This window comes from Pseudomonas sp. GW821-FHT07F01, from assembly GCF_059418825.1.
Genome location: NZ_JBWKQO010000001.1, coordinates 1,142,721 through 1,161,332 on the forward strand (window position 1 = coordinate 1,142,721; position 18,612 = coordinate 1,161,332).

The 18,612-nt window shown below is 65.5% G+C and carries 15 protein-coding genes; 8 read left to right on the forward strand and 7 right to left on the reverse strand.

Going from position 1 to position 18,612, the window contains the following annotated elements; translation table 11 throughout:
* Nucleotides 1-4 precede the first annotated feature (4 nt).
* Nucleotides 5-1,156 carry an acyl-CoA dehydrogenase family protein gene (locus AC07R1_RS05070; protein ID WP_011061350.1) on the forward strand — a complete coding sequence of 384 codons (1,152 nt, stop codon included), beginning with the start codon at nt 5-7 and terminating at the stop codon, nt 1,154-1,156.
* 161 nt (nt 1,157-1,317) lie between these two features.
* Here AC07R1_RS05070 and AC07R1_RS05075 read toward each other — a convergent pair whose 3' ends face one another.
* The 6 genes from AC07R1_RS05075 to AC07R1_RS05100 form a co-directional block, all read right to left on the reverse strand.
* Nucleotides 1,318-2,091: an enoyl-CoA hydratase gene (locus AC07R1_RS05075; RefSeq protein ID WP_011061351.1), complete on the reverse strand. Its 774-nt coding sequence runs from the start codon at nt 2,089-2,091 to the stop codon at nt 1,318-1,320.
* A 20-nt stretch (nt 2,092-2,111) separates the two neighbouring features.
* Nucleotides 2,112-3,239 (reverse strand): acyl-CoA dehydrogenase, encoded by a 1,128-nt coding sequence (locus AC07R1_RS05080; RefSeq protein ID WP_065364088.1) that lies wholly within the window; start codon nt 3,237-3,239, stop codon nt 2,112-2,114.
* A 12-nt stretch (nt 3,240-3,251) separates the two neighbouring features.
* The gene (locus AC07R1_RS05085) at nt 3,252-4,442 is read right to left on the reverse strand and encodes an acetyl-CoA C-acyltransferase (protein ID WP_011061353.1); all 1,191 of its coding nucleotides are present in this window, start codon (nt 4,440-4,442) and stop codon (nt 3,252-3,254) included.
* A gap of 12 nt (nt 4,443-4,454) precedes the next feature.
* On the reverse strand, nt 4,455-5,216 hold the full coding sequence (locus tag AC07R1_RS05090; protein ID WP_011061354.1) for an SDR family NAD(P)-dependent oxidoreductase: 762 nt from the start codon (nt 5,214-5,216) through the stop codon (nt 4,455-4,457).
* Nucleotides 5,217-5,230: 14 nt separating this feature from the next.
* Nucleotides 5,231-6,895 carry an AMP-binding protein gene (locus AC07R1_RS05095; RefSeq protein ID WP_011061355.1) on the reverse strand — a complete coding sequence of 555 codons (1,665 nt, stop codon included), beginning with the start codon at nt 6,893-6,895 and terminating at the stop codon, nt 5,231-5,233.
* Between the two features lie 454 nt (nt 6,896-7,349).
* The gene (locus AC07R1_RS05100) at nt 7,350-8,372 is read right to left on the reverse strand and encodes an AraC family transcriptional regulator (protein WP_041120647.1); all 1,023 of its coding nucleotides are present in this window, start codon (nt 8,370-8,372) and stop codon (nt 7,350-7,352) included.
* Between the two features lie 385 nt (nt 8,373-8,757).
* Between AC07R1_RS05100 and AC07R1_RS05105 the strand changes: the two genes are divergently transcribed.
* From AC07R1_RS05105 to AC07R1_RS05135, 7 genes are all read left to right on the forward strand, one after another.
* Nucleotides 8,758-10,029, forward strand: coding sequence for an ABC transporter substrate-binding protein (locus AC07R1_RS05105; RefSeq protein ID WP_259652304.1), 1,272 nt, complete (start codon nt 8,758-8,760; stop codon nt 10,027-10,029).
* Between the two features lie 157 nt (nt 10,030-10,186).
* Nucleotides 10,187-11,113: a carbohydrate ABC transporter permease gene (locus tag AC07R1_RS05110; RefSeq protein ID WP_495110223.1), complete on the forward strand. Its 927-nt coding sequence runs from the start codon at nt 10,187-10,189 to the stop codon at nt 11,111-11,113.
* Nucleotides 11,114-11,123: 10 nt separating this feature from the next.
* Entirely contained in the window at nt 11,124-11,954 is an 831-nt protein-coding gene (locus tag AC07R1_RS05115) for a carbohydrate ABC transporter permease (RefSeq protein ID WP_011061359.1), read from the forward strand.
* A gap of 23 nt (nt 11,955-11,977) precedes the next feature.
* Entirely contained in the window at nt 11,978-13,081 is a 1,104-nt protein-coding gene (locus AC07R1_RS05120; protein ID WP_174394696.1) for an ABC transporter ATP-binding protein, read from the forward strand.
* 16 nt (nt 13,082-13,097) lie between these two features.
* Nucleotides 13,098-14,579, forward strand: a complete 1,482-nt coding sequence (locus AC07R1_RS05125) for a mannitol dehydrogenase family protein (protein WP_495110224.1) — start codon at nt 13,098-13,100, stop codon at nt 14,577-14,579.
* 181 nt (nt 14,580-14,760) lie between these two features.
* On the forward strand, nt 14,761-16,257 hold the full coding sequence (xylB, locus tag AC07R1_RS05130) for a xylulokinase (RefSeq protein ID WP_495110225.1): 1,497 nt from the start codon (nt 14,761-14,763) through the stop codon (nt 16,255-16,257).
* A gap of 13 nt (nt 16,258-16,270) precedes the next feature.
* Nucleotides 16,271-17,209 carry a carbohydrate kinase family protein gene (locus AC07R1_RS05135; protein ID WP_041752264.1) on the forward strand — a complete coding sequence of 313 codons (939 nt, stop codon included), beginning with the start codon at nt 16,271-16,273 and terminating at the stop codon, nt 17,207-17,209.
* 90 nt (nt 17,210-17,299) lie between these two features.
* On the opposite strand, the gene AC07R1_RS05140 is transcribed toward AC07R1_RS05135, so the two are convergent.
* Complete coding sequence (locus AC07R1_RS05140; RefSeq protein WP_053158615.1) at nt 17,300-18,601, reverse strand: OprD family porin; 1,302 nt, start codon at nt 18,599-18,601, stop codon at nt 17,300-17,302.
* Nucleotides 18,602-18,612 lie beyond the last annotated feature (11 nt).

Consider the following 18,612-nt stretch of genomic DNA (forward strand, 5'->3'; position numbering starts at 1 on the left):
ACTCATGCACGACATTGAACTGACCGAAGAGCAAGTGATGATCCGCGACATGGCCCGGGACTTCGCCCGAGGCGAGATCGCCCCCCATGCCCAGGCCTGGGAAAAGGCCGGCTGGATCGACGATGGCCTGGTGCGCAAGATGGGCGAACTGGGCCTGCTGGGCATGGTGGTTCCCGAGGAATGGGGCGGCAGCTACCTGGACTACGTGGCCTATGCCCTGGCAGTGGAAGAAATCGCCGCCGGCGACGGCGCCACCGGTGCCCTGATGAGCATCCACAACTCGGTGGGCTGCGGGCCGATCCTCAACTACGGCAGCCAGGAACAAAAGCAGCAATGGCTGCCGCGCCTGGCCGCTGGCGAAGCCATCGGCTGCTTCTGCCTGACCGAACCCCAGGCCGGCTCCGAGGCGCACAACCTGCGCACCCGCGCCGAACTGCGGGACGGCCAGTGGGTAATCAACGGCGCCAAGCAGTTCGTCAGCAACGGCAAGCGCGCCCAGCTAGCCATCGTTTTTGCAGTGACCGACCCGGAACTGGGCAAGAAAGGCCTGTCGGCGTTCCTGGTGCCCACCGACACCCCGGGCTTCATCGTCGACCGCACCGAACACAAGATGGGCATCCGCGCCTCCGACACCTGCGCCGTGACCCTCAACCAATGCACCATCCCCGAGGCCAACCTGCTGGGTGAACGGGGCAAGGGCCTGGCCATCGCCCTGTCCAACCTCGAAGGCGGGCGCATCGGCATCGCCGCCCAGGCCCTGGGCATCGCCCGCGCCGCCTTTGAAGCCGCCCTGGCCTACGCCCGGGAGCGGGTGCAGTTCGACAAGCCGATCATCGAACACCAGAGCATCGCCAACCTGCTGGCCGACATGCACACCCGCCTGAATGCCGCCCGCCTGCTGATCCTCCACGCCGCGCGCCTGCGCAGCGCGGGCCAGCCGTGCCTGTCGGAGGCTTCCCAGGCCAAGCTGTTCGCCTCGGAAATGGCCGAGAAGGTCTGCTCCTCGGCCATGCAGATCCATGGCGGCTACGGCTACCTGGAAGACTATCCGGTGGAACGCTACTACCGCGATGCGCGAATTACCCAGATCTACGAAGGCTCCAGCGAGATCCAGCGCCTGCTGATCGCTCGCGAGTTGAAGCATTACCAGCTGTAGACATTGACGCCGAAAACAAAAAATCGCAGCCGGGGCTGCGATTTTTTTTGGCTGTTCCCTCGTAGGAGCCGGCTTGCCGGCGAGCAGGCCCCTGAGTCATGCGCTGCCCTCGGGGACGCCTTCGCTGGCAAGCCAGCTCCTACGTGGCTAGGACGCTGCGGTTACTGATCCTTGAACTGCGGGTCACGCTTGGCGATGAAGGCGGCCATGCCTTCTTTCTGGTCCTGGGTGGCGAAGGCGGCGTGGAATACCCGGCGCTCGAAGCGCACGCCCTCGGACAGGCTGACTTCAAAGGCGCGGTTCACGCTTTCCTTGATCATCATGCTCACCGGGATCGATTTGCCGGCAATCACCGCTGCCACTTTCAGGGCTTCTTCCACCAGTTCATCGGCCGGCACGATGCGTGCGACGATGCCGCAACGCTCGGCTTCCACGGCGTCGATAAAACGCCCGGTCAGGCACATTTCCATGGCCTTGGCCTTGCCTACCGCGCGGGTCAGGCGCTGGGTGCCGCCCATGCCCGGCAGCACGCCGAGGTTGATTTCCGGTTGGCCGAACTTGGCGTTGTCGCCGGCCAGGATGAAGTCGCACATCAGCGCCAGTTCGCAACCGCCGCCCAGGGCGAAGCCGTTGACCGCGGCGATGATCGGCTTGCGCCGGTTGGCCACGCGGTCGCTGTCGCTGAAGAGGTCGTCGAGGTAGATCTGCGGGTAGCTCAGCTCGGCCATTTCCTTGATGTCGGCACCGGCGGCGAAGGCTTTCTTGGAACCGGTGATGACGATGCAGCCGATCTGCGGGTCGGCTTCCAGGCGATCCAGGGCCTGGTTCACCTCGCCGACGATCTGTGCATTGAGGGCGTTCAGCGCCTGGGGGCGGTTGAGAGTGATCAGGCCGACCCGACCCTTGATGTCCAACAGAATGGTTTCGTAGCTCATGAATCAGCTCCTGCTAAAAGTCAGAGATTGCGCGAAATGACCATGCGCTGAATGTCGCTGGTGCCTTCGTAGATCTGGCAGATGCGCACATCGCGGTAGATCCGCTCCACCGGGAAGTCGCTCAAATAGCCATAGCCGCCCAGGGTTTGCAAGGCCGCGGAACAGACCTTCTCGGCCATTTCCGAGGCGAACAGCTTGGCCATCGAGGCCTCCACCAGCGCCGGCTTGCCGCTGTCGCGCAGGGCCGCGGCGTAGTGCACCATCTGCCGCGCCACGGCGATCTGGGTGGCCATGTCCGCCAGGCGGAAGGCCACGGCCTGGTGCTCGACGATCGGCTTGCCGAAGGTTTCGCGCTCGCGGGCGTAATCTCGTGCCGCTTCGAATGCGGCCCGGGCCATGCCCACCGATTGCGAGGCAATGCCCACGCGCCCGCCTTCAAGGTTGGCCAAGGCGATCTTGTAGCCCTCGCCCTCCTCGCCCAGGCGGTTGGCCAGCGGCACCTTCACATCCTCGAAGAGGATCTGGCAGGTGTCGGAGGCGTGCTGGCCGAGCTTGTCCTCGATGCGCGCGACCTTATAGCCCGGCGAGTCGGTGGGCACGATAAAGGCGCTGATGCCGCGCTTGCCGGCCGCCGGGTCGGTGACAGCGAACACGATCACCACCCCGGCGTTCTGCCCGGAGGTGATGAACTGCTTGCAGCCGTTGAGCACATAGTGGTCGCCGTCGCGGCGGGCCCGGGTTTTCAGGCTGCTGGCATCGGAGCCGGCCTGGGGTTCGGTCAGGGCGAAGGCGCCGAGCATGGCGCCACTGGCCAGGGGCTTGAGGAAGCGTTCCTTCTGGTCATCGTTGCCGAACTTGAGGATCGGCACGCAGCCCACCGAGTTGTGCACGCTCATGATGGTGGAACAGGCGCCATCACCGGCGGCGACTTCCTCCAGGGCCATGACATAGGCCAGGTAGCCGGTGTCGCACCCGCCCCACTGCTCGGGCACCAGCATGCCGAAGAAACCCAGCTCGGCCATCTCGGCAATGGCTTCCTTGGGAAAGCGGTGCTCGCGGTCCCAGTCGGCGGCGAAAGGCTTGAGGCGCTCCTGGGCGAATTGCCGGGCCGCGTCGCTGATCTGCAGTTGTTCGTCATTGGGCAACATCGGGATTCCTCGTTACAGGCATTCAACGGCCATGGCCGTGGCTTCACCACCGCCGATGCAGATCGCGGCCACGCCACGCTTGAGGCCTTTCTGGCGCAGGGCCGACAGCAGGGTCACCAGGATCCGCGCACCGGAAGCGCCGATCGGGTGGCCCAGGGCGCAAGCGCCGCCGTGCACGTTGACCTTGGCGTGGGGGATTTCCAGCTTGCTCATGGTGACCAGGCTGACCACGGCGAAGGCTTCGTTGATCTCGAACAGGTCGACCTCGTTCAACGACCAGCCGGTCTTCTTCATCAGCCGCTCGATGGCACCCACCGGGGCCACCGGGAACAGCCCGGGGGTATCGGCGAAGGCCGCGTGGCCGTGGATCACTGCCAGGGGCTTGAGGCCGCGCTTGTCAGCTTCGGAGCGGCGCATCAGCACCAGGGCCGCGGCGCCGTCGGAGATCGAGCTGGAGTTGGCCGCAGTCACGGTGCCACCGTCGCGGAACGCCGGTTTCAAGGTGGGGATCTTGTCCAGCTTGGCCTTGGGCGGCTGCTCGTCGTCGCTGATCAGCTTCGACTCCTTGCCGACCATCACCTGCAGGGGAACGATCTCGTCCTTGAACAGGCCGTCCTTGATCGCCTGCTGGGCACGGGTCAGGGAAGCCACGGCGAAATCGTCCTGGGCCTGGCGGGTAAAGCCGTTGGCCTCGGCGCAATCCTCGGCGAAGGTGCCCATCAGGCGGCCCTTGTCGTAGGCGTCTTCCAGGCCGTCGAGGAACATGTGGTCCAGCACCTTGCCGTGGCCCATGCGGTAGCCGCTGCGAGCGCGGTCCAGCAGGTACGGGGCGTTGGACATGCTTTCCATGCCACCGGCGATCACCACCTCGGCACTGCCGGCCAGCAGCATGTCGTGGGCCAGGATGGTGGCCTCCATGCCGGAACCGCACATCTTGTTCAGGGTGGTGCAGCGGGTGCCCTTGTCCAGGCCGGCGCCCAGGGCGGCCTGACGGGCCGGGGCCTGGCCGAGGCCGGCGGACAGCACGCAGCCGAACAGCACTTCTTCGACCGCCTGCGGTGCAATGCCGGCGCGCTGGACTGCGGCGCGAATGGCTTCGCTCCCCAGTTGCGGCGCGCTGAGGCCTTTGAGGTCCCCCTGGAAACCGCCCATGGGGGTACGGACGGCGCTGACGATGACAATCGGATCTTGGGCAATGGACATGATGAATCCTCCTTACTTGGCGGCCATGCGCAAGGCGCCGTCGAGACGGATCACCTCGCCGTTGAGCATGCTGTTTTCAATGATGTGCCGCACCAGCGCGGCGTACTCGGCGGGCTTGCCCAGGCGTGGCGGGAATGGCACGCCGGCGGCCAGGCCGGCCCGCACTTCGTCGCTCATGCCGGCCATCATCGGGGTTTCGAAAATACCCGGGGCGATGGTCATCACCCGGATGCCGAAGCGTGCCAGCTCCCGGGCCACCGGCAGGGTCAGGCTGGCGATGGCGCCCTTGGAGGCAGCGTAGGCCGCCTGGCCGATCTGCCCGTCGAAGGCGGCGATGGACGCCGTGTTGATGATCACCCCGCGCTCGCCGTCGGCATTGGCCGGGCTTTCGGCAATGGCTGCTGCAGCCAGGCGCAGCAGGTTGAAGCTGCCGATCAGGTTGACGTTGATCACCTGGCTGAAGCTGGCCAGGGCGTGGGGGCCGTTCTTGCCGAGGATTTTCTCGCCACGCACGATGCCGGCGCAGTTGACCAGGCCGTTGAGCCCGCCAAAGGCCTTGACCGTGGCCTGCACCGCCGCTTCGGCCGCGGCTTCCTGGCTGATGTCGGCCACCACGCTCTGGCAGCCCAGCTGCTGGGCCTTGGCCGCCACGGCCTCGGCATTGAGGTCCACCAGCATCACCCTGGCGCCGGCGGCGACCAGCATTTCGGCGCTGGCGGCTCCCAGGCCGGAAGCGCCGCCACTGACGAGAAACACCTGGTTTGCAATGTCCATCATTCAAATCCTGTTCATGCGGTAGCTGTTGACGCCGCGGCCTCTTGAGCCTTGGCGATTTCCTGGTTGCGCAAGATAAAGCGCTGCAATTTGCCGCTTGGGGTCTTCGGCAATTCGCTGACAAATTCGATTTCACGGGGGTAGGAATGAGCCGCCAGGCGCTTGCGCACGTGCTGGCGCAACTCCTCTGCCAGCTCATCGGTGGCGCGGTACTGCTCGCTGAGCACCACGAAGGCCTTGACCAGTTCGGTGCGCTCCGGATCGGGCTTGCCCACCACCGCCGCTTCCACCACGGCCGGGTGTTCGATCAGTGCGCTTTCCACGTCGAACGGGCCGACCCGGTAGCCGGAGGTGGTGATGACATCGTCGCTGCGGCCCACGAAGCTGATGCTGCCGTCCTGGTTCAGCTCCACGGTGTCGCCGCTTAAGTAGTAGTTGCCGACAAAGGCCTTGGTCGGCACCCCGGCGTAACCGGCGAACCAGCACATGGGTGACTGGCTGCGGTCGATGGCCAGAATCCCCGGCTGGCCGACGCCCAGTTCCTGGTAGTGCTCATCCAGCACCACGATGCGGTGGCCCGGCGAGGCGAAACCGGCGGCGCCGACATGCACCGGGTGCTCCAGGCCGTGGTGGTTGCACAGCACCATGCCCAGCTCGGTCTGGCCGTAGTGGTCGTGGATCACCACGCCCAGCTGTTCGGCGAACCAGCGGATGACTTCAGGGTTGAGCGGCTCGCCGGCGCTGCTGACGATACGCAGGCGGCCCTTGATCGAACGGGCGAACTGGTCGCCGCCAGCGATCAGCAGGCGGTAGGCAGTGGGCGAACCGGTGAGGTTGGTGATGCCGTACTTGTTGATCACCCGGCAGGTGCTTTCCAGGGTGAAGGGGCCATCGTAGAAGGTGATCGGGTGGCCCAGGCCCAAGGGCCCGGTGACGCCGAAGTAGATGCCGTAGGCCCAGCCCGGGTCGGCGACGTTCCAGAAGGCGTCTTCCGGGCGCAGGTCCACGGCGTCGCGGGTGTAGGCCTGGAACGCGACTATGGCCTTGAGCGGCACTTCCAGGGCTTTCGAGGGGCCGGTGGTGCCCGAGGTGAACATCAGCAGGAATGGGTCTTCGCCGGTCAGCAGCACGGGCTCGCACTGGGCCGGGTACTGTTCCAGCTCGGCCCAGAAGCTGAAGTCACCGCGCACGATGCCCTGGCCCTTGGCGCCTGCGACCGTGACGATGGTCGGGCATTCGGCGACTTCCGCCAGCTTGGGCCGGTTCACCGCGTCGCTGACCACCAGCTTGGCCTTGGAGCTGTTGAGACGGTGCTCGATGGCCTTGGGGCCGAAGGCGGTGAACAGCGGCTGGTACACCGCGCCAATGCGCCAGGTGGCCAGCACCGTGATCAAGAGTTCGACATTGCGTGGCAGCAGCCCGGCGACCTTGTCGCCCTTGCCGACCCCCTGGGCCAGGAAGAAGTTGGCCAGGCGCCCGGCCTTGTCCTGCAGTTCAGTGAAGGTGTAGCTGGCGCTGCTGCCGTCCCGGCCTTCCCAGAACAGCGCGATGCGCCCGGGCAAGGCATGCCGGTCGCAGCACTCGACACAGGCATTGAGGGCTGAGAGCGAGCCCGCCAGGGCCGACTCCATGGTGTGCTGATAATCGAATTCCTTGATAGCAGACAGGTAGTTGCGCATTGCCAGAATCCCTCACTGTTCTTATTAGGATGGGAACCTCATGAAAATCAGGGAAATACTGGCGCCAGAGCCCTCGCGGAACAATGGTCAAAGCTATCAAGTTGCGTGACCGGTTTGGCCAAGAGCACGCCCCGCCACGGTTGGCGGCGGCACCTGAAATTGCCGTATAAGCTGGCTTGCCAGCGAAGGCATCGGCCCGGGCAGTGCAAGCTTTGCTGGCCTCTTCGCCGGCAAGCCGGCTCCTACGGGGGGATGGGCGTTACCGTCTGTGTAGGAGCTGGCTTGCCAGCGAAGGCGTCGGCCCGGGCGGTGCAAGGCTTGCGGGCCTCTTCGCCGGCAAGCCGACTCCTACGGGGGGATGGGCGTTACCGTCTGTGTAGGAGCTGGCTTGCCAGCGAAGGCGTCGTCTCGGGCGGTGCAAGGCTTGCGGGCCTCTTCGCCGGCAAGCCGGCTCCTACGAGAGGTGCGGGTCGTTGAGGATCAGGCTGCGGTAATGCCCGGGGTTGGAACCGGACCATTTGCGAAAGGCCTTGTAGAACGAGCTGGTGTCGGCAAACCCCAGGCGCCCGGCAATCTCGGCAAAGCTGATCTGCGGCTCGGCCAGCCAGACAATCGCCAGTTCCTTGCGCACGCTGTCCTTGAGGGCCTGGTAGCTCTGGCCCTCTTCCGCCAGGCGCCGGCGCAGGGTCGAGGCGGACATGCACAGGCTCTGGGCCAGGCTTTCGCTCTCGGGCCACTGCTCCCCTGGCAGTTGCCGCAACTGCTGCTTGATGCGGCTGGCCAGGCTCTCGGGGTCGCGGTACTTGACCAGGATGTTGGCCGGGGCATGGGCCAGGAAGCGCTTGAGTTCTTCCTCGCTGCGCTTGATCGGCAGGTCCAGGCAGTCGGCGGCGATGATCATCCGTGTGCGCGGCCGCTCGAAACGCAGGTTGTCGGAGAACATCACCCGGTAGTCGTCGCAGAAATCCGGCTGCGGGCCGCGCAGCTCGATGGCCAGGATCGGAATGCGCCGGCCCGCCAGCCAGCAGGCCACGCCGTGGACAATCATCCAGTAGGTGAAGTAGGTAAAGGCCCGCCGCGGCTCGTGTTCATCCTCCAGCAGGACGATTTCCGCCAGGCTCTGCTGGTGCACCAGCTGCGCCGGCATGCGCTCGAACATCAGCGTCAGAAAGCCCAGCACCGAGTCCAACCCGCTGGCCAGGGTCGGCTGGGCCATGGCCGAGCGGCAGAGAAAGGCCAGGCTGCCGGACTTCAGGCGGCGCGGGTCCATGCCGAAGAACTCATCGTCCAGGCGCCGCGCCAGCAGGCGCCAGAGCCGTGCATAGGCACTGGCCGGTACCCGCGCCGTGCCCTGCTGCAGGCCCGCCGGGTCGATGCCGACCTTGTGCAGCACTTCATCGGTGGCGGCGCCCGGGGCGCAGCTTTGCAGCAGTGCCTCGCGCACCAGTTGCATGGAGATGGTGTCTTTTTCCGACATCGCGGCCAACGGTTTACTCAATCCTGGGATGGCCATCTTAGGCAGTGACCGGGAAAAAGCCAGTGGGCTTTGGGCTAAGTGGCAACCCCTCCTGCCAGGCAAAACCAATACGCATCTGCAAGGCCGCGAACAGGCCCATGCGCCAGCGAGTCCCGCAGAACGTCTGCCCAAGCCAAGGGCCCTTTGGCGGGCCAGTGCAAAAAAGTATCAATTCAAGTGTCAGGGATGATTTGTCAGCACCGCGTTTGAGGGCTGTAATCAGCCCACCTTCTTCCTCGGCAGAGGAAGACATAACAACAATAACCGTCCTTCTGCAGCCCTCACCGGCGCAGGACAGGAGTGAACGATGAAACCCTGCAGCAAAGCCCTGCTCCTCACCACCTGCATGACCCTCAGCAGCGTCACCCTTGGCGCCCAGACCCTGACCATAGCCACCGTCAACAACAGCGACATGATCCGCATGCAACGCCTGTCCAAGACCTTCGAGGCCGAGCACCCGGACATCAAGCTGAACTGGGTGGTGCTGGAAGAGAACGTGCTGCGCCAGCGCCTGACCACCGACATCGCCACCCAGGGCGGGCAATTCGACGTGCTCACCATCGGCATGTACGAAGCCGCACTCTGGGGCGCCAAGGGCTGGCTGCAACCGATGCAGGACCTGCCGGCCAGCTATGAGCTGGACGATGTCTTCCCTTCGGTCCGTGAAGGGCTGTCGGTCAAGGGCACTCTCTATGCCCTGCCGTTCTACGCCGAAAGCTCCATGACCTACTACCGCACCGACCTGTTCAAGGAGGCCGGCCTGAGCATGCCCGAGCGGCCGACCTGGGAGCAGATCGGCGAATTCGCCGCCAAGCTCAACAAGCCCGACCAGGAGCAGTACGGCCTTTGCCTGCGGGGCAAGGCCGGCTGGGGCGAGAACATGGCCCTGATCACCACCCTGGCCAACAGCTACGGCGCACGCTGGTTCGATGAACAATGGCAGCCGGAGTTCACCGGGCCGGAATGGAAGAACGCCCTGACCTTCTATGTCGACAACATGAAGAAGTCCGGCCCGCCGGGGGCTTCGAGCAACGGTTTCAACGAAAACCTGGCGCTGTTCAACAGCGGCAAGTGCGCGATCTGGGTCGATGCCAGCGTGGCCGGCTCTTTCGTCACCGACAAGAGCCAGAGCAAGGTCGCCGACCATGTGGGCTTCACCTACGCGCCGCACCAGGTCACTGACAAGGGCAGCGCCTGGCTGTACTCATGGTCCCTGGCGATCCCCGCCAGTTCCAAGGCCAAGGACGCCGCCAAGACCTTCAGTGCCTGGGCCACTTCCAAGCAGTACGCGGCCCTGGTGGCCGAGAAGGATGGCATCGCCAATGTGCCGCCGGGCACCCGCGCCTCCACCTACAGCGAGGCCTACATGCAGGCCGCGCCGTTCGCCAGGGTCACCCTGGAATCGCTGAAGGTCGCCGACCCGAGCAAGCCCACTCTAAAGCCGGTGCCCTACGTCGGCATCCAACTGGTGACCATCCCCGAGTTCCAGGCCATTGGCACCCAGGTCGGCAAGTTGTTTTCCGCCGCCCTGATCGGCCAGACCACGGTGGACCAGGCCCTGGCGGCCGCGCAGCAGAGCACCGAACGGGAAATGAAACGCGCCGGCTACCCGAAATAACCCGGCTCTCCCTGTAGGAGCCGGCTTGCCGGCGAAGAAGCCCTTGAGTCTTGCGCAGTGTTCAAGGGCGCCTTCGCTGGCAAGCCAGCACCTACGGGCAGCCCGGCCGTGCCAGCGCCGTGTCGCGCCCCCTTGTACCCAACTGGTTGTGACCCTTATGAATACCTCGACTGCCAAGCTGCATGTGCAACCGCAGGCGGCGCCTCGCAAAAGCCGCCTGGCCAACCCCGGCTGGTTCCTGGTCAGCCCCTCGGTGGCGCTGTTGCTGCTGTGGATGATCGTGCCCCTGGGCATGACCCTGTACTTTTCAGTGATCCGCTACAACCTGCTGTACCCCGGCGAGAACCAGTTCGTCGGCCTGGAGAACTTCAGCTACTTCCTCAGTGATTCGGGCTTTGTGCCCGGGGCCACCAACACCCTGTTGCTGGTGGGCAGCGTACTGCTGATCAGCGTGGTGTTCGGGGTACTGATCAGCGCCCTGCTGGAGGCCAGCGAGTTCCTCGGCCGGAGCATCGTCCGGGTGCTGCTGATCTCGCCGTTCTTCATCATGCCCACGGTGGGCGCGCTGATCTGGAAGAACCTGATCTTCCACCCGGTGTCGGGGATCCTCGCCGCGCTGTGGAAACTGTTCGGCGCCCAGCCGGTGGACTGGCTGGCGCACTACCCGCTGCTGTCGATCATCGTCATCGTTTCCTGGCAGTGGCTGCCGTTCGCCATCCTGATCCTGATGACCGCCATGCAGTCCCTGGACCAGGAACAAAAGGAAGCCGCGCGCCTCGATGGTGCCGGGCCCATCGCCATCTTCTGGCACCTGACCCTGCCGCACCTGGCCCGGCCGATTGCCGTGGTGGTGATGATCGAGACCATCTTCCTGCTGTCGGTGTTCGCCGAGATCTTCACCACCACCAACGGTGGCCCGGGCTACGCCTCCACCAACCTGGCGTACCTGATCTACAACCAGGCCCTGGTGCAGTTCGACGTCGGCATGGCTTCGGCCGGCGGGCTGATCGCCGTGGTCATCGCCAACATCGCCGCGATCATCCTGGTGCGGATGATCGGCAAGAACCTGACTGACCAGAGCTGAGGTGGCCGCCATGACCCTGCAACAATCCCGACGCCTGCAAAGCCTGCTACTGGGCACCCTGGCCTGGGCCATCGCGATCCTGATCTTCTTCCCGATCTTCTGGATGGTGCTGACCAGCTTCAAGAGCGAGATCGACGCCTTTGCCACGCCGCCGCAATTCATCTTCACGCCAACGCTCGAGAACTACCTGCACATCAACGAGCGCAGCAACTACCTGGCCTTCGCCTGGAACTCGGTGGTGATTTCCTTCAGCGCTACCGCCCTGTGCCTGCTGATCGCGGTGCCGGCGGCCTACTCCATGGCCTTCTTTGAAACCCGCAACACCAAGCGCACCCTGCTGTGGATGCTCTCCACCAAGATGCTGCCGCCGGTGGGCGTGCTGATGCCCATCTACCTGCTGGCCAAGAGCTTCGGCCTGCTGGATACGCGCATCGCGCTGATCGTGATCTACACCCTGATCAACCTGCCGATCGTGGTGTGGATGGTTTACACCTACTTCAAGGACATCCCCCGGGACATCCTCGAAGCCGCCCGCCTGGACGGCGCCACACTGGCCCAGGAAATGCTGCGGGTGCTGATGCCCATCGCCAAGGGTGGCCTGGCCTCCACTGCACTGCTGTCGCTGATCCTGTGCTGGAACGAGGCCTTCTGGTCGCTGAACCTGACCTCTTCCAACGCCGCACCGCTGACCGCGCTGATCGCCTCCTACTCCAGCCCCGAAGGGCTGTTCTGGGCCAAGCTCTCGGCGGTCTCGACCCTGGCCTGCGCGCCGATCCTGATCTTCGGCTGGATCAGCCAGAAGCAGTTGGTGCGCGGCCTGTCCTTTGGCGCGGTGAAGTAACTCTGAAATTGCGGAGACATCCCATGGCTCACCTGAAAATCAACAACCTGCAAAAAGGCTTCGAAGGCTTCGACATCATCAAGGGCATCGACCTTGAGGTGAACGACAAGGAATTCGTGGTCTTCGTCGGCCCCTCGGGCTGCGGCAAGTCCACCCTGCTGCGGCTGATCGCCGGGCTGGAGGAAGTCAGCGGCGGCAGCATCGAGCTGGACGGTCGCGACATCACCCAAGTCAGCCCGGCCAAGCGCGACCTGGCCATGGTGTTCCAGACCTACGCCCTGTACCCGCACATGAGCGTGCGCAAGAACATGTCCTTCGCCCTGGACCTGGCGGGGGTCGACAAGGCCCTGGTGCAGCAGAAGGTCGACGAAGCGGCGCGCATCCTGGAACTGGGGCCGATGCTCGAACGCAAGCCCAAGCAGCTGTCTGGCGGCCAGCGCCAGCGCGTGGCCATTGGCCGGGCCATTGTGCGCAACCCGAAAATCTTCCTGTTCGACGAACCGCTGTCCAACCTCGATGCCGCCCTGCGGGTACAGATGCGCCTGGAACTGGCGCGCCTGCACAAGGAACTGCAGGCCACCATGATCTACGTGACCCACGACCAGGTGGAAGCCATGACCCTGGCAGACAAGGTGGTGGTGCTCAATGGTGGCCGGGTGGAACAGGTGGGCTCGCCCCTGGAGCTCTACCATCGCCCGGCCAACCTGTTTGTCGCAGGCTTTCTCGGCACGCCGAAGATGGGCTTTCTCAAGGGCCGCATCAGCCACGTCGACGGCCAGGGCTGCGAGGTCCAGCTGGATGCCGGGGCACGGCTGCGCCTGGAGCAGAGCGGTGCGCAACTGAGCCCGGGCAGCGAGGTGACCCTGGGCATCCGCCCCGAGCATCTGGAGCTGGGCGAGCCCGGCCCGGGCAGCCTGGCAGTCACCAGCGACGTGGCCGAGCGCCTGGGCAGCGACACCTTCTGCCATGTCCGCAGCAGTTGCGGTGAAGCCCTGACCCTGCGTATCCGCGGTGACCTGGCGAGCCGCTACGGCGAACAGCTGCACCTGCACCTGGCCCCCCAGCACTGCCATCTATTCGATGCCCAGGGGGTCGCCGTGTCCCGCCCCCTGCGCGCCGCCGCCTGATCCCAGAGAGCCCTGCATGAAACTCAAACGCTTGAACCTCAGCCAACTGCCGCCCCAGGTGCGGGTACCCGCCTACACCGTCACCGCCACCCGCCAGGGCATCGCGCACATTGGCGTCGGCGGCTTTCACCGGGCCCACCAGGCCTATTACACCGATGCCCTGATGAACCTGGGCCAGGGCCTGGACTGGAGCATCTGCGGGGTCGGCCTGCGCTCCGAAGACCGCCGCGCGCGGGACGATCTGGCCGGCCAGGACTACCTCTACACCCTGTACGAGCTGGGCGATGGCGACGACCACGAGGTGCGGGTGATCGGCGCCATCAGCCAGATGCTGCTGGCCGAGGACGACGCCCAGGCGCTGATCGACAAGCTGGCCAGCCCGGAGATCCGCATCGTCTCCCTGACCATCACCGAGGGCGGCTACTGCATCGACGACAGCACGGGCGAGTTCATGCTGCACCTGCCGCAGATCCAGCACGACCTGGCCCATCCGCAACAGCCACGCACGGTATTCGGCTTTCTCTGCGCGGCCCTGGCCCTGCGCCGGGCCGCGGGGATCCCGGCCTTTACGCTGATGTCCTGTGACAACCTGCCCCACAACGGCGCGGTGACCCGCAAGGCGCTGCTGGCCTTCGCCGCCCGCCGCGACGCCGACCTGCATGACTGGATCGAGCGCCACGTGAGCTTTCCCAACGCCATGGTCGACCGCATCACCCCCATGACCAGCACCGCCCACCGCCTGCAACTGCACGATGAGCACGGCATCGACGATGCCTGGCCGGTCGTCTGCGAGCCCTTTGTGCAGTGGGTCCTGGAAGACAAGTTCTGCAATGGCCGGCCGGCCTGGGAACAGGTCGGCGTGCAGTTCACCGACGACGTCACGCCCTATGAAGAGATGAAGATCAAGCTGCTCAACGGCAGCCACCTGGCCCTGACCTACCTGGGCTTTCTCAAGGGCTACCGCTTCGTCCACGAAACCATGAACGACCCGCTGTTCGTCGCCTACATGCGCGCCTACATGGACCTGGACGTAACCCCGCAACTGGCGCCGGTACCGGGCATCGACCTGGCGGCCTACAAGGACACCCTGGTCCAGCGCTTCTCCAACCAGGCGATCGCCGACCAGCTGGAGCGGGTGTGCAGCGACGGTTCGTCGAAGTTTCCCAAGTTCACCGTGCCTACCATCAACCGGCTGATCGCCGATGGCCGTGATACCGAGCGTGCGGCCCTGGTGGTGGCGGCCTGGGCCCTGTACCTCAAGGGCCTGGACGAGAATGGCCTGAGCTACCGGGTTCCCGACCCGCGGGCCGAGTTCTGCCAGGCCCTGGTGGCCGACGATACCTTGCTGACCCAGCGTTTGCTGGCGGTGGAAGAAATCTTCGGCTCGGCGATTCCCCATTCCAGCGCGTTTGTCGATGCTTTCGAGCGCTGCTTCAACAGCTTGCGCGAACATGGCGTGAGCAAGACGCTGGAGCGGTTGTTGGCCAGGCCCGTGTAGCCGCTGCCGCAGGCTGCGAACGGCCTGGGCGGCACTGCGTCGAAGGAGATGCGGCGATTACAAGGACGCTGCAGGTTCGGCTGCAGATCGCCAGGCAAGGACCTGCGGGCCTTAGCGCAGCCTCGCCTCAGGCTCGGCAGCGGCTACAGCTCGACAGTAATCACCCACACCAGGAGCGACGATGACTCAACCCGCGCTTTTTCTCGGCCTCGACTGCGGCACCCAGGGCACCAAGGCGCTGATCCTCGACAGCCGGAGCGGCACCGTCCTGGGCCGGGGCGCTGCGCCCCACAGCCTGATCAGCGGCGCCAATGGCTGCCGCGAACAGGATCCCGCGCAGTGGCTGCAAGCCTGCACCAGCGCCACTCGGCAGGCCTTGCAGGCGGCCGGGGTGGATGGCCGGCAGGTGCTCGGTGTCGGGGTTTGCGGCCAGCAGCACGGTCTGGTGCTGCTGGATGACCAGGGCCAGGTGCTGCGCCCGGCCAAGCTGTGGTGCGATACCCAAAGCAGCGCCGAAAACCAGCGCCTGCTGGACTGGCTGGGGGGCACCCAGGGTTCCCTGGAGCGCCTGGGGCTGGCCATTGCCCCGGGCTACACGGTGTCAAAACTACTCTGGACCCGGGAGCAGCACCCGGAACTGTTCCAGCGCATTGCGCATATCCTGCTGCCCCACGACTACCTCAATTTCTGGCTGACCGGGCGCTGCTGCAGCGAGTACGGCGATGCCTCGGGCAGCGGCTATTTCGATGTGCGCAGGCGCGACTGGGACCGCGCCCTGCTGGCCCATATCGACCCCAGCGGGCGCCTGGAGCGGGCCTTGCCGCCGTTGCTCGAAGCGCACCAGCCTGTGGGCCGGATCCTTGCGCCGGTCGCCCGGCAACTGGGGATCAGCGCGGATGCCTGGGTGGCCAGCGGCGGTGGCGACAACATGCTGGGGGCCATCGGCACCGGCAATATCCAGCCCGGAATCATCACCATGAGCCTGGGCTCCTCCGGCACCGTGTATGCCTACGCCGAGCGCCCGCTGATCAGCCCCGAGCCTTCGGTGGCGACCTTCTGTTCGTCCAGCGGTGGCTGGCTGCCGCTGATCTGCACCATGAACCTGACCAACGCCACCACCCTGGTGCGCGAACTGCTGGGCCTGGACCTTGCCGCTTTCAACCAGCGCCTGGAGCAGGCCCCCATCGGGGCCGAGGGGCTGTGCCTGCTGCCGTTCTTCAACGGCGAGCGAGTGCCCGCCCTGCCCCAGGCCCAGGGCAGCCTGCACGGCATGACCCTGGACAACCTGACCCCGGCCAACCTGTGCCGCGCGGTGGTGGAAGGCACCACCTTCGGTTTGCGCTACGGCCTCGACCTGTTGCGCGCAGCGGGCCTGCACAGCCAGAGCATCCGGCTGATCGGCGGCGGTGCGAAAAGTCTGCTGTGGCGGCAGATGGTCGCCGATATCATGCACGCCCCGGTGATCTGCCCCCGCGAGGCCGAAGCCGCCGCATTGGGCGCGGCGATCCAGGCAGCCTGGTGCCATGGCCGGCAGGACGATCCGGACCTGGACCTGCAACAACTCTGCGAGCGCTGCGTGCGCCTCGACCCGGGCTGCGAAACCCAGCCCCGGGCCGAACACGTGGCGGCCTACGAACCGGTGTACCAGCGCTATCGACAGCAACTGGCAAGCCTTTGAAGAGCGAATGACTATGTATCTGGTGTGTGGCGAAGCGCTGTTCGACTTTTTCAGCGCGGATGAGGCCGGGGCCCCGGCCAGTAAAGTGGCGTTCCAGGCGATCGCCGGGGGCTCGCCGTTCAACGTGGCAGTGGGCCTGCGCCGCCTGGGCGTCGATGTCGCCCTGCTGGCCGGGCTGTCCCGGGACTACCTGGGCCAGCGCCTGCGGCGGGTGCTGGAAAACGAAGGCGTGGATACCCGCTACCTGCGGGAATTCGACGCCCCTACCACCCTGGCCATGGTGGCCGTGGGCGCCGATGGCTCGCCCCACTACAGCTTTCGCGGCGAGGGCTGTGCCGATCGCCAGTTGCAAGAAGAGCACCTGCCGCAGCTCGACGCACAGGTGCGCGGGCTGCATATCGGCTCGTTTGCCCTGGTGGTGCAGCCGATTGCCGATACCTTGCTGGCCCTGGTGCGCCGTGAGCGGGGGCAGCGGCTGATCAGCCTGGACCCCAACGTACGGCTCAACCCGCAGCCGGATATCCAGCTGTGGCGCCAGCGCATCGCCGAACTGGCCGGCCATGCCGACCTGATCAAGGTCAGCGACGAAGACCTGGCCCAGCTGTACCCCGGGCAGGCGCCCGAAATGCTGATCCGGGGTTGGCTGCAAGGCAATGCCCGGCTGGTGTTCCTGACCCGTGGCAGCCAGGGCGCGACGGTGTTCAGCCGTGGGCATGGCAGCTGGTCGGTGGACGCGCCCCGGGTGGAGGTTGCCGACACCGTGGGCGCCGGAGATACCTTCCAGGCTGCGCTGATCACCTGGCTGACCGAACAGGGCCTGGATTCCCCCCAGGGCCTTGAACAGCTCGATCGCGAACAGACCGACGCCCTGCTGCGTTTCGCCGTCAACGCCGCGGCCCAGACCTGCACCCGCACCGGCCCGGACCTGCCGTACCGACATCAACTCCCGTAGCCGCCGGCTTGCCGGCGAAGAGGCCCGCAAGCCTTGCGCAATTGCGGCTACCGCCTTCGCTGGCCAGCCAGCTTCTACCAGAGTCGTCGGTCAGAGCAGCGAGAAGTTGTAGCTGACGATCAGGCGGGTTTCGTCCATGTCGCGGGCGATCTTCTGGTAGTTGCTGCGGTAGGTGGCGTTGCGCAGGCGCAGGCTCACGTCCTTGAAGGTGCCGCTCTGCACCACGTACTTGAGCTCGCTGTCGCGCTCCCATTCGCGGCCTTCGCGCAGGCTGCCCGGGACCTTGATGTGGTCGCCGCTGACGTAGCGGGTCAGGAAGCTCAAGCCATTGAGGCCAATGGCCTTGAAGTCATAGTCATAGCGCAGTTGCCAGGAACGCTCCTGGATCGCAGCGAAGTCGTTGACCTGCACGTAGTTCACCAGGTACGGGTTGCTGCCATCCAGGTAAGGCATGGAGTTGTCGCCGTACATGCGCTGCCAGCCGGCACTGAACACGTGCCCGGCCACGCTGTAGCCGAGCATGGTGCTCAGGGCGCGGTTGTCGATGCCGCCGGCGCGCTCGGCGCCGGTGTCGGCACTCTTGAGCAGGCGCAGGTCGCCTTTGAGCACGCCGGGCCCCAGGGGCTGGTTGGCCAGCAGGCCGACAAAATGCTGACGGTAGATGTCTTCCAGCTCGGCGTAGTGATACTGGCCGGTCAGGCGATCGTTGAACTTGTAGTCCACCCCATAGGTGTCGAAGTGATCCGCCGTGGTGTTGCAGGCGTAGCGCTTGTTCTTGCAGTGCACGCGGATGTCCTGGGCATCGCTGGAGTCCCGCGCGGTGTAGCGGTTCAAGCGGGCCGCGGTCAGGGTCAGGTCCTTGACCTCCCGGGAAGTCAGCACCGCGCCGTTGAACATGGTGGGCAGCAGGCGCCCGTCGTTGTACTTGAGCAGTGGCAGGTCCGGCAACTGGGCGCCGTACTTGAATACCGTCTGCGAGACCCGGACCTTGGCGGTCAACCCCAGCTTGGCGTACTGGTCCGCCGAGCCCCGCGGGTCGTGACCGCTGGAGGGCAGCAGGCCGCTGTTGCTGCGGTCGGGGCTGGAGTCGAGCTTGATCCCCAGCATGCCCAGGGCGTCCAGGCCGAAACCCACGGTGCCCTCGGTGTAGCCCGATTGCAGGTTGAGAATAAAGCCCTGGGCCGATTCTTCACGCTTGGATGCGCCCTGGTCGGTGCTGGTGTGGCCGTCGCGAAAGTCCCGGTTGAAGTAGATCGTGCGCGATTCCAGCTTGGCGCTGCTGTCTTCGAAAAAACCCGCCGCATTGGCCAGGGGGGCAAAACCCGCGCACAGCACGGCAGCGCCGAGGCCCAGCAATGGGCACGGATTGAGTAAGGGGAAAGGGGGACGCATGAACAGGCTCC